Raw genomic sequence first — 11713 nt, forward strand, 5'->3', positions numbered from 1 at the left:
GTAATACTCAGTTGCTTCAACGAACGGCCCGGTCGCCGTGTATGTCGGCCCCGCCGCGAATGAAGGACCCTCCAGCTCGAAGCCAGTATTTGTGGTTCCGATCTGGATTTGGTATGGCTGAGTCGCGTGCAGCCCCACTCCGGCGTCGGTCGAGGCATCCCAGTTGACCGTCGGGGTGGTGTCGTTCATCCTCCACTTGAGGACCGAATCCGCAGAACCCGTCGCGCCGACTAGGTTCGCAGTTACGGTAGGCCCTGTCCTGTCCACTACGAACTCAAGACATACCTCTGCGCCGTAGTTGAACGCGTTGTCCTGGGCCCTGATGTGGAAGTAGTGGGTTCCCTCGGATAGGTCACCCCCTGAATACGTCCAGTTGGGGTTGAGGTCCGAGGTATTAGCAAGCGAACCAATCGGCACCTCAGCGGCGCTGCCGTTAATCAAGACCCAGTAGGTCTTGATGCCCGCCCTGTCATCCTCCGCAGCGGTCCAGGTGAACACCGTACCGGTGGTGCCTCTTGTGTACTGGATTCCTCCCGCCGTTACGGAGCCCGTAATCTGGATGTTGCTGAGGTTGGGCTTCGGGGGGGTCCCCGGGGCCACCTTGTCAATCTCGGCGGCGCCATTGCCGCCTCCATTCTCGATCACCGGATCGCAGCTTCCGTTGGAGTTCGTAACGACGATCCTTACATCGTACTGCTCCCCGTCGACTGCAGTTGCTGGCGTCTTTACGTTGACGGTTGCACTGCTACCGCCAGCAGCATCGGCTATGGGCAGATTCCCCGAGTCCGCGACCTCGGTAGCCGTGCCGTGTTGGAGCAGCCACGCTCGTACGGTCGTGGAGCCACCGCTGTCTGGATCCGACGTGTAGTCAAAGTGCACCGTAACGTTCGCATCGGAGTTGAAGTAGTTGGGGTATGTACTCGTAGGCGTGCCGGTAATCGCAACACCCGCGGGCTTCGACCCCGCAAACGCCGCAGTTGCCGCCATCAGCACTATCACTAGCGCAATCGGCAGCGTTCGCCATAGTCTTCTCGTCCAACTCATGTCCTAACCATCGCTCCCTTCTTGAGAGATCTCATCCGTTTCATCTTCCTCTCGATCGTCCAGTGGCCAAGTGACCTTCCAGCAGTCAACCGGCTTTCGTCATGTTCCGCCGGCCCGAGACCACACAGTGCCCCTTCCTTGGCCCCACGTCGGATGATGGATTCCACTGCGCCACTGAATCTCAAGTCATGAGGAGCGCGACTGTGTTCTGCAGATACGCTCCATGACCGCCAGGCTAGCCGGAGGCCGTGACCAACTGGTCATGAACCTCGGCCCGGGAAGCCGTCCATCGGAAGCCGGATGGCGCTCACCCTAGCCCGACTCTTTCAGTGCGATCAACGCGACGATCACCTAGCCGTACGACACGCTCTGGATAGCGTGGCAGGTCTGCTTCTGCATTCCTACCTGCTTCGATGGCCTGTGCCCGTTGCGAGATCCGTCCTTCACCATCCCCTCGCCCAACCACCTCCCCGATGTTGACAAACTCGGCTCGCCACTGAGCGAAACCGCGGAGTGTGCTAACCTTTGAACTCTCACTTCATATGTAGTTCAGTCAGATGCACCACGGTTAGCACTTTGTTCCCTGGTTAACACTCTTGGAGGACAAAGCCCATACAGACGGGACATGTGCGAGACTGCAACCCTCCTGCCTCTATCTGCCCATCGCAGATACGGGTATGTAAATATACGCCACCATCCTCTGATAATCCTTCACGAATTCCGAGATATACGCTGATTTCGTCCTGAAGGCTATCAAAGCGCTGGTTCGGCTGAGCAGGCCCGCCTTATTGTTATCGACATGACGCACCCGAATCTGAAGGGGCAATTCCTACATCTTGCGACGATACCTCCAAGGCCTGCTAGAAACGGTATGTGAACTCCCCTTCAACCCAGTGGTCAAATGTGTAATTGGATACGCTTCCGTCGGCAAACCGCCACGACTGCCTGTACTTCGCTTTCGCCTCGATCTGCGGCTTCGGAACATACCGTAGGGATAACCCTGCGTCCAGAGAGTCCCTCTGGGAGGAGAGCGCACCATCGGGGGCGTATTGCCTGTAATCGCCCACCTTCAGTTCAAGCGTTCCAGAAAGGCTCTTCGTCCACAGGGGCATGCCCAATGTGAAGCCCAGCTCCGCTTCGCGCTTGCGGCTTCCCTCCGGCTTCGGCGTGGTTTGGCTAATATCCGCCTTCAGGGAGACTGAGGCTTCTCCCACCACAGTGGCGCCGCCTACCGACAGCACGTCGATGGTATCGACCGCGCCATTCACCCGGTTCTCCGTGGCAGTGCGCGCCGCCCTCGCCGCCAGATCGAGTTTTAGCCCTCCAAGCGTCAGTGGGGCCATGGCATCAAGGCTGAGCACCCGGCTCAGCCTATCGCGGCTCGGGGACGGCCCATCGTTCGACTTCTCGTCTCCCAAAGTGTATTTGGCCTTCAGCACAGGCAACCAAGGCGTCCTCAACCCGACTGAGGTTTCCAATAGCCGTTTCGCTGTAGTGAACGGCAGGGAGCCATCCACATTGTCAGCTCCGTACCTTGCAGCCACGCTGAGATCGACTCCGGGCGCCCCCGGCCCCGCTCTCAGAACATTTCCGCTCCAAGTTCCGGTGAACTCCGCGATCCCCCCGGCCTTGCCGTTCACAATGGAGTTCAGTGAACGGAACTCCGGAGATGTGTACTGCGCCGATGCGGAGAGCCTGCCGCCCAGAGCGGGCGTATGCGCGCCGCCGAGTGCAGTCCACCCCCGCGTGTCCGCATCTTCATCGTGCGAAAGCACAGCTTCTCCGCTGAGGTTCAGGCTGCCCACGTTCAGCCACGCCTGCACGCCCCCAACGCCCAGAGCCACTGCCTCCCTCGATGCGTGCAGGTAGCCCAGGGAGGTTCCGAGGTTCCTGCCGAGCCCGAGATCGAGTGAACCTCCCCACACCTTGTACGACCGGACGGACAGGCCGGAGCTGACCGCGTTCACACCCCAGAACCCTGTGGCCGTGGCGGAACTAGTAGAACCGAGCTTCATGCCGCCGCTGCCAACAGCCCCATACAGGCTGCGCCCTCCAAGATACAGCCCCGAGAGCGCAGGGATGGTCGCATCGCCTAACTGCAAGCTCATAGCGCCACGCCCAGCGCGGACGCCCCATTTCTCCAGATACTCGCCCCACGGGCCGATCATCACGGAGTCCTCCGGAACCCCCCAGTTGGCGCCGGAGATCACCGCACTGCCAGAGATCCCCCAGCCGGCCAGATCACCCGTTAGTGACAGGGTGGTGCTGTTCGAGACCCGCAGGAGTGTTTGGTAGTAAGCCTTGGTCGTAGTGCTCCCTGAGAACTTGAACTGCGGCTCAGCTCCATGAGCAACGCCGGGCGCCACTGTAAGCGCAGCAACCAGGATGCCAACTGCGAAGCCGAGAACTGAGGGCCTCGCGCCTTTCCTAGATCGTAAGCACCAAATCACCCACAACACCTCCAAGGGGCCCACGGGCGGCTTGCGCCGTGATGCACACAACAATAATACTGCGTTTACTGTCGGTTATCCTCTATGTATTGTGAAATCATCCGGGTGAGGTTACAGGATCGTCACCGCATCCTATTGCATTCCGCCCCCGCCCGTGGGTATAATAGCATCTGTAATTGCAAGTGACTTTCATTTGGCCGGAGGTGGCATCTCATGCCTCATTGCGCGCCTGAAAGCGCCGCCGCCAGGCTGCAGCAGGCAGGATACAAGCTCACGAGGCAGCGAAAGGCGGTGCTCGCTCTCTTCGGACCAGGCACAGGGCATCTCTCCGCTGGAGATGTCCACGAGGCGCTGCGCGCGCAGAATCCCGACATCAGCCTCGTCACCGTCTACCGCACACTGGAGGTCCTGGCCGACGCGGATATCCTCCGGTGCGTGAACTTCAACGACGGCATGGCTCGGTACGAATGGAACCTGGGGAGAGGTGATCATCACCACCACCTCATATGCACCGGCTGCGGAGCTGTGGTGGAGTTCGGTGATTGCCAGATCCGCCCAATAGAGCAGAAGCTCGAACAAACAACCGGCTTTCGCATCGACAGGCACTGGCTCGAAGTCATGGGGCTATGCGCGAAATGCCGCGGCGCGTCCTCTCCCGACGGCGCCCACGGCGATGACCCGTCCGCGTAGCCCGTTCTACTCAAGAAGGAGGTCTGTTCAATGTCGCACCTACATATCCCCGATGGTGTTCTTCCGCTGGCATGGATCCTGTTAGGCTTCATCCTGACCGGCCTGGGGCTGGGCGTGTCTGTGCTGTCCCTCGCCCGGCGCGACCGTGCGCGCGTCGTTCCCCGCATCGCCATACTATCAGCCATCATGATCCTCGCCATGGGGCTTCCCATCCCGGTCCTGAACTACCATGTGAACCTCACAGTGCTCACCGGGATCTTGGCAGGGCCGGCTGAGGGCTTCATCGCCGTGTTCATCACCAACCTGTTCCTCGCCCTCACCGCCCACGGCGGGATCACAGTGCTAGGGCTCAACACCATCGTAACCGGCCTGGAAGTCGTGGTGGGCTGGGCCTTGTGGCGGGCATTCAGCCGCGCGATCCGCCGCCCGTTCGCCGCAGCGGCAGTCACCACAATTCTAGCGCTCGCGGTTTCCACCACAGCAATGTTAGGCATCGTCCGCGCCTCGCAGGTGAACCCTTCACTACTCCTCCATCATCACCACGAGTCGGAAGAGGCGCACATCCCCGAAAACGAGGACCTGGCAGATGAAGATCACCATGATGAAGGTTCCTTCTCCACCTTCGCCAAGGTCGTATACACCGCCGGCGCAGTGGGCTGGGTATTGGAGGCAGTTGTAGTGGGCTCAGTGACTCAGTTCATTGCCAAAGCCCGCCCCGAGATGCTCAAGGAGGCCTGATTCGTTGGATATCCAGTTTGTGGACGAGCTAGCCTGCAACGGCAGAACAGCTCTGCACGCCGCAGCGCCATGGTCAAAGATGGCCGCAGCGGCCTTGCTCCTTGCGTCCGCCATGGCCTCCCGGTCGCTAGCATCGGCCGCAGCCGTAGGCGCCGCGACCGTCGCGGCCGCCATGGCATCGCGCCAGCCGCTCCGCCGCACGGCGCCGCTCGCCCTTTATCCAGTCCTGTTCGCTTTCCTCTTCACCATCGGCGCCCTTAGGTCGAACCCTGCATTCGCAGCCACGGTGATGATCAAGGCATTCACGGCTGGGCTTATCACCGCGACGCTCATGACCACAACTCCATTTGTGGATGTGTTCGGAGCGCTATCCAGGATTCTGCCTTCTATGGTATCAGATGCGCTTTTCATGGGCTATCGGGCGCTGTTCATCCTCATCGGCGAGCTTCAGGACCTCCTCACCGCGGTGAGGCTTCGCGGAGGCGCCGGCCGAGGCCTCATTGAACAGCTCAAGACATACGGAGAGGTCCTCGGCGTCGTGCTGATCCATTCCATAGACATGACTGAACGGATGTACAGGGTGATGCTGGTGCGGGGATACTCCGGAAAGATACGGAGTTTCCGCGATACCCGTCCGCCGGCTCTTATCGACTATACGCTCTTGACATACGGAGCGGCAGTCCTAGTGGGGGTGTTCTTACTCAAGTGAGCGAGAAAACAGCTGATGAAGCGTATGGAAGGAACGGGGATGTGATCGTCTCCGTGAACTGCCTGAAACATATATACCCGGACCACACAGCGGTGGATCTCTGCGGCCTCGACTTCTCCGTGCGCAGGGGCGAACGTGTGGCAGTCTTAGGCGCGAACGGAAGCGGCAAGTCTACACTGATCTTCCACCTCCTTGGCCTGCTCTCCCCCATTGAGGGGCAGGTGAGCGTATTCGGGGAGAACCCGGCGCGCGCATTCGCGAGCATCCGCCACAGAGTCGCTGTGGTCCTGCAGAATGTGGATGACCAGATAATCGGGCCCACAGTGTGGGATGATGTCACCTTCACCCCGCGCGCCCTGGGCTGGCCGCGCAGTTCCGTCCGCCAGCGCGGCGAAGAGGCCCTGGCTCGGATGGGGATATCGCATCTGAGGAACAAGATACCCCATTACCTCAGCGGGGGCGAGAAAAGGAAAGTGGCCCTGGCGAGCGCACTCGTCACAGGGCCAGAGCTTCTCATTATGGATGAGCCTTTCACTGGGCTCGACCCCAGATCCCGCGGGGAATTGGTCAAGCTTCTCAACCAGGTGCATTCCGACGATGGCATCTCCTACATCATATCCACTCACGAGATCGACTTCGTGCCGCACATAGCCGACTGGGTGTACGTCCTTGGCGGACCTGGCGGAATCGCACTGTCGGGCACGCCCGCCCAGGTGTTCTCCCAGGCAGACCGGCTCCGCAAGGTCGGTGTGGATCTGCCCGCGCTGGCCGAGCTGTTCGAACGGCTCCAGAGCAACGGCTGGGGGGTCTCGATCCCCCTCACGGTGGACCAGGCCATCGCTGAACTGGAGATCACCCGACATGCGGGATCTTGATCCCGTGTTCGGCCGCAAACTCCTGCGCCTTCTCGTAACCGGCGTCGGCGTGGCGCACCACTCCGATGCCGGGGTCGCATGTGAGCACCCGCTCAAGCCTGCGCGCCGCAGCCTCGGTTCCATCCGCCACTATCACCATGCCTGCGTGCAGCGAGTAGCCTATGCCGACCCCGCCTCCATGGTGAAAGGAGACCCAGGTGGCGCCGTTCACAGCGTTGAGCATCGCGTTTAGCACCGGCCAATCCGCGATTGCGTCGGAGCCATCTTTCATCCCTTCAGTCTCCCGGTTGGGCGATGCAACCGAGCCGCAATCCAGATGATCGCGGCCTATCACGATGGGCGCCTTGATCCTCCCGGAGGCAACCAGGTCATTGATGATCTTCCCAAACCTGGCCCTCTCCCCGTACCCAAGCCAGCATATCCTCGCGGGCAGCCCCTGGAAAGCCACCTTGTCGTGGGCCATCTGTATCCAGCGAACCAGATGATCGTCGTAGGCGAACTCCTTTGTGATCACCTCGTCTGTGACCCATATGTCCTCCGGATCTCCGGAGAGCGCTGCCCATCTGAACGGCCCCTTGCCCTCACAGAACAGCGGCCGCACGTAGGCGGGCACGAAGCCCGGGTAATCGAAAGCATTCCCCACCCCAGCATCGAACGCCCGCTGGCGTAGGTTGTTGCCGTAATCGAACACCACAGAGCCCCTGGCTTTCATGTCGAGCATCGCCCTTACCTGCGCGGCCATGGACGCTGCCGCGCGGTGCGTGTACTCCGTGGGATTCGACTTTCGGAGCATGGCCGCGCGCTCCAGGCTGAACCCAGCCGGAACATACCCGTTGAGCGGGTCGTGGGCTGAGGTCTGGTCAGTAACCAGATCGGGGATCACTCCCCGGCGCACGAACTCAGGGTGGGTCTCAGCAGCGTTGCCAATGAGCGCAATGGATCGGGGTATTCCCTTCTCCATAGCCTCGCGGGCGAGCGCGATGGCCTCGTCGATGCTCTCCGTAATCAGTTCGCAATACCTGGTCGCGAGCCTGCGCTCAGCCCGGGTGCGGTCCACCTCGACCGCAATCATAACACCGTCGTTGAACGTGGCCGCCAGAGGCTGGGCGCCGCCCATTCCACCAAGGCCGGCTGTTAGAACAAGCCGCCCCTTGAGGGTTCCGCCGAAATGCTTCTCCGCCGCCGAAGCGAAGGTCTCGTATGTTCCCTGCAGTATTCCCTGGGTCCCTATGTAGATCCAGCTCCCAGCTGTCATCTGACCGTACATCGTTAGCCCTTTCGCCTCAAGCTCCCAGAACTTCTCCAGGGTCGCCCAGTGAGGGACGAGCATAGCGTTGGATATGAGCACCCTGGGCGCGTCCGCGTGAGTGCGGAACACCGCAACCGGCTTCCCGGACTGCACAAGCAGAGTCTCATCGCCCTCGAGATTCCTCAAGGCGTCCACAATAGCGTAGAAGGACGCCCAGTTCCGAGCGGCCTTGCCCGCGCCGCCGTAAACGATCAGGTCCTCTGGCCGCTCAGCGACTTCGGGGTCGAGGTTGTTCATTAGCATGCGCATGGCGGCCTCCTGCTGCCAGCCTTTGCACGAAAGCGCCTGCCCTCGCGGGGCACGTATCACTCTTTGCATACCATGATCCCTCCAGCGCGCATTTTGGCTCTGATGCGATAAACGAAAAGGCCAGCCGTCGCCCGCTGACGTGCGGCGCTTGGGCTGGCCTCATGCTTATCTAGGTCCTCAATCAATGCCCACTGCCCGGCCTAAGCAGGCGAACCTTCCGGACTCTGCCTGGATCTGTCCGACTTCCCAGCCTTCAGCCGCTCCCCAATCGCCGCGATGGCGCCCTTCGCATCCGAGCCGGCGGGGGCCTGCTCCGACCCTATGCCCGCACCCGACGCACCTTCTGCATTTGCGCCATCCGCCTGCTGATCTCCTTCAGCAGGATCCGCAAGCAAACGCGTTAACTCCTCGCCCTCTATGGTCTCCTTGTCCTTGAGCACATTCGCAAGAAGCTCCAGCTTATCTCTGTGCTCAGTCAGGATCTGCGTGGCCCGCGCGTAGGCATCCTCAACAATGCGATGGACTGCAGCGTCGATCTTCGCTGCCACCTCTTCGCTGTAGTTGCGGTCCCGTGATATGTCGCGGCCAAGGAACACCTGCTCCTCCTGGCCGCGCCCGAATGTCATCGGGCCGAGCTCGCTCATCCCGTACTCAGTAACCATCTTGCGGGCTGTCTTGCTCACCCTGTCGAGGTCGGTCTGAGCCCCGGTGCTGATCTCTCCGAAAACGAGTTCCTCCGCGACCCTGCCGCCGAGAGCGACCGTGACTTCGTTCAGAATCTCGGATTTCGTTGCGTAACGGTATCTCCGGTCGTCCTCCGGGACCATGAGCGTGTAGCCGCCAGCGCGGCCCCTGCCCACTATCGACACCTTTACCACGGGGTCTGCTCCAGGGAGCATGTGCCCGAGCACGGCATGCCCCGCCTCGTGGTATGCTACAAGATCCTTCTCCTGCGGGCTGAGGATCCGGCCCTTCTTGGCAGGCCCAGCCACTATTCGTTCGATGGCCTCTGACGTCTCCTCGTTCCCAATCCGCTTGCGGTTGCGGCGTGCGGAAAGCAACGCCGCCTCGTTCAGCACGTTCGCCAGGTCCGCTCCGGTGAACCCAGGCGTGCGCTTTGCCACCGCCTTCAGATCCACATCAGCCTCAAGCGGCTTGTTCTTGGCGTGGACGTTGAGGATCGCTTCCCGCCCCGCTTGATCAGGCACATCCACTACGATGTGTCGGTCGAATCTGCCGGGGCGAAGCAAGGCAGAGTCCAGAATGTCAGGCCTGTTCGTTGCGGCGAGGATGATGACTCCCGAGTTGGGGTCGAAACCATCCATCTCGGACAACAGCTGGTTCAGGGTCTGCTCGCGCTCATCGTGTCCCCCGCCTAGGCCAGCGCCTCTCTGACGGCCGACAGCGTCGATTTCGTCAATGAAGACTATACAGGGCGCGTTCTTCTTTGCCTGGTCGAACATATCGCGGACGCGGCTTGCTCCCACGCCGACGAACATCTCAACAAAGTCGGACCCACTCACGCTAAAGAAGGGAACATCGGCCTCCCCCGCCACTGCCTTCGCAAGGAGGGTCTTGCCAGTTCCTGGTGGACCAACGAGCAGAATGCCACGAGGTATCCTGGCGCCAAGCTCGATGTAGCGCTTGGGGTGTTTCAGATAGTCGACAATCTCATTGAGTTCCTCTATTACTTCGTCGACCCCGGCGACATCCTGGAACGTCACCTTGCCCCGGTCTTCCACATGGATCTTGGCCTTGCTCTTCCCGAACTGCATCGCCTTGTTCCCGCCGCCCTGAAGCTGATTCATGATAAAGAAGAACACGGCAACAAGCAGAACTATGGAGATGAGGTTGGGAATAAGGGCGATCCACCATCCGGCGGCGCTCTCAGGTTCCATCGACAGTTCCACTCTTGAGGCAAGATCCGGGTCATCCCGTACATCCTCAATCAGGCCCTTGACGTCCGGGTAGTAAAGCTTGAACTTCTTCCCGTCCGCAAGGGTTCCGCGGATAGCGTTATCCCCGATTATCTCAAGCTTAGTGACCTTCCGATCCTGCCAGTATCTCATGAACTGGCTGGCCGTAATATCCTCGGTTTTCGTTCTTCCGGCAAGCCACGAATTCGATATCGAGACTGCAATCAAGCCGAGCAGGAGCCATAGTGCCAGGCTCCTCATAATCTTATTGTTCACGCGCTATCACCCTCCCGCGTGCGAAAACGCCAAATACCAGCATGAGGCCGTTAAAATGGGCTCCGGAATGCGCGAAATCATTATAGCATAGCCCCATGTACAACACAAACGAACGCGGGCGACGCAAGGTTCCAGCGTGCGGATGCATTGAGTAGTCGCTCACATCCAATCTGACGACGCGTCCCGCCACGGCCTAGACCGGCCAGTACCGCTCGACCAGATTCAGCACCAGCTCAAAAGCGATCAAGATGATCACAAGGAGCTCAAGCCTCGTCCCGCGCTTGGCGTGATACAGGTTTGCGAACACCTCAGTCATGTCGAGCAGAGTCTCTGTTTTGTGCGTGAACTTCGAATACCTGTCTGATAGCTCAAACAAATGCTCAAGCTGGGCATACAGCTCCTGCGCCTCCTCATTTCCCCACACTATGTCGGGCTTGTCGAGGAGCATGATGTAGGAAATGGTGCTGTAGCGATAGCTCAGGATCCTGCCGGAGAGCTTAGCAAGGCGTTCGTCGCTTATGTAAAGCGCGCCCTTCTTAAGCTGGTTAATGAAGCCCTCCACATCATCGAACAGCCGGCTGATCTCGTCCTCAATTCTCTCCAAGGCGGTCGATTTTGCGAGAGTCACAGCGACTATTTCCGGGTAGAACTCCTTCATCTCCGGGACTATCAGCTCATCGTAGGTGACGGAGATCTCCCCGCCTTCGATGAGGCTGTAGTCATCGGTGTACTCCAGGCCCCGGAATTCCGACAGGTTGCGGTCGTAGTTCTTAAGATAGTCTATAACGTCACGTATGTCGGTATCGGCACAGTTCAGGAAGACCAGCGTCCCGAAGGAATACACGTAGACTGCCTTGCCCTCAGGATGGAGCAGAACACCGGAAAGGCGGCTCTCCGTGAGCACCAGAGTATCCTCCCACGAAAGCTTGCGTTCAACACCGAAGCGGGAGGCGATGGCGGTAATGTTCAGCTCCCGCGAAACGGCCACGGCTTTGAACAATATGGGATCCACCGAAATCCCTCCTATCAGCTTCTTTCCATATTATATCATAATTCTCGCGCTGACGAAAGCGTACACGCTGCTGCTTTTGACGCTACGATATAGTGTTCCAGTTTTCTTCCAGCGGATCTTAACCGATAGGCTTATGCCCCGCGGCCAGCTGCTGGATACCAATACACCACGACTTGTGATTGCCTCCCAAAGGTACTGAACCCCTCCCTGTGGAATATGCGTCTCGGAGGGTCATTCCATTGGAGGTTACCCAGCCGTGAGCGAACGCCATGCTTGTGCACGCTCAATACGCCTCCAGATGGCCCGCAGGGATGATCGCCGCGTCGCGCCGCCTTTCCTTCATGTCCAGCTACGCGCGTTGTGCCTCCAAAGGCATCCTGGCGCTGGCGATCCACTGGCGATCCACTGACAGCGCTCACCCGCGCCTCGACGGCGCGCCTCACGG

The 11713-nt window shown here is 59.9% G+C and carries 9 protein-coding genes; 4 read left to right on the forward strand and 5 right to left on the reverse strand.

What is annotated here, in order from left to right; all coding sequences use genetic code 11:
* Together VB144_09190 and VB144_09195 are read right to left on the reverse strand one after the other, a co-directional pair.
* On the reverse strand, positions 1 to 1044 hold a 1044-nt coding region (locus VB144_09190), incomplete at its 3' end, for a hypothetical protein (GenBank protein MEA4883809.1).
* Positions 1045 to 1904: 860 nt separating this feature from the next.
* Positions 1905 to 3494, reverse strand: a complete 1590-nt coding sequence (locus tag VB144_09195) for a hypothetical protein (protein MEA4883810.1) — start codon at positions 3492 to 3494, stop codon at positions 1905 to 1907.
* A gap of 213 nt (positions 3495 to 3707) precedes the next feature.
* Between VB144_09195 and VB144_09200 the strand changes: the two genes are divergently transcribed.
* Genes VB144_09200 through VB144_09215 form a run of 4 tightly spaced genes read left to right on the forward strand, consistent with a single transcriptional unit; the run spans position 3708 to position 6506 of the window.
* Positions 3708 to 4184, forward strand: coding sequence for a Fur family transcriptional regulator (locus tag VB144_09200; GenBank protein MEA4883811.1), 477 nt, complete (start codon positions 3708 to 3710; stop codon positions 4182 to 4184).
* A gap of 30 nt (positions 4185 to 4214) precedes the next feature.
* Entirely contained in the window at positions 4215 to 4922 is a 708-nt protein-coding gene (locus VB144_09205) for an energy-coupling factor ABC transporter permease (protein MEA4883812.1), read from the forward strand.
* A 4-nt stretch (positions 4923 to 4926) separates the two neighbouring features.
* On the forward strand, positions 4927 to 5631 hold the full coding sequence (locus VB144_09210) for an energy-coupling factor transporter transmembrane component T (GenBank protein MEA4883813.1): 705 nt from the start codon (positions 4927 to 4929) through the stop codon (positions 5629 to 5631).
* Complete coding sequence (locus VB144_09215; GenBank protein MEA4883814.1) at positions 5628 to 6506, forward strand: energy-coupling factor ABC transporter ATP-binding protein; 879 nt, start codon at positions 5628 to 5630, stop codon at positions 6504 to 6506. Before VB144_09210 ends, VB144_09215 begins: the two co-directional genes overlap by 4 nt.
* Here VB144_09215 and hutU read toward each other — a convergent pair.
* From hutU to VB144_09230, 3 genes are all read right to left on the reverse strand, one after another.
* Positions 6484 to 8133: a urocanate hydratase gene (gene hutU / locus VB144_09220; protein MEA4883815.1), complete on the reverse strand. Its 1650-nt coding sequence runs from the start codon at positions 8131 to 8133 to the stop codon at positions 6484 to 6486. The two genes, VB144_09215 and hutU, sit on opposite strands and share 23 nt — an antisense overlap.
* Positions 8134 to 8264: 131 nt before the next feature.
* Positions 8265 to 10241: an ATP-dependent zinc metalloprotease FtsH gene (gene ftsH / locus VB144_09225; protein MEA4883816.1), complete on the reverse strand. Its 1977-nt coding sequence runs from the start codon at positions 10239 to 10241 to the stop codon at positions 8265 to 8267.
* A gap of 208 nt (positions 10242 to 10449) precedes the next feature.
* The gene (locus tag VB144_09230; protein MEA4883817.1) at positions 10450 to 11268 is read right to left on the reverse strand and encodes an RMD1 family protein; all 819 of its coding nucleotides are present in this window, start codon (positions 11266 to 11268) and stop codon (positions 10450 to 10452) included.
* Positions 11269 to 11713 lie beyond the last annotated feature (445 nt).

The organism is Clostridia bacterium (genome assembly GCA_034926675.1).
Taxonomy (GTDB): Bacteria; Bacillota; DTU025; order DTU025; family DTU025; genus JAYFQW01.

What these genes read in the sequence shown, in the direction of transcription:
- VB144_09205 (MEA4883812.1), top strand. Translation starts at nt 4,215, where the DNA reads ATGTCGCACCTACATATCCCCGATGGTGTTCTTCCGCTGGCATGGATC.
- VB144_09200 (MEA4883811.1), top strand. Translation starts at nt 3,708, where the DNA reads ATGCCTCATTGCGCGCCTGAAAGCGCCGCCGCCAGGCTGCAGCAGGCA.
- ftsH (MEA4883816.1), bottom strand. Translation starts at nt 10,241, where the DNA reads ATGAGGAGCCTGGCACTATGGCTCCTGCTCGGCTTGATTGCAGTCTCG.
- hutU (MEA4883815.1), bottom strand. Translation starts at nt 8,133, where the DNA reads ATGCAAAGAGTGATACGTGCCCCGCGAGGGCAGGCGCTTTCGTGCAAA.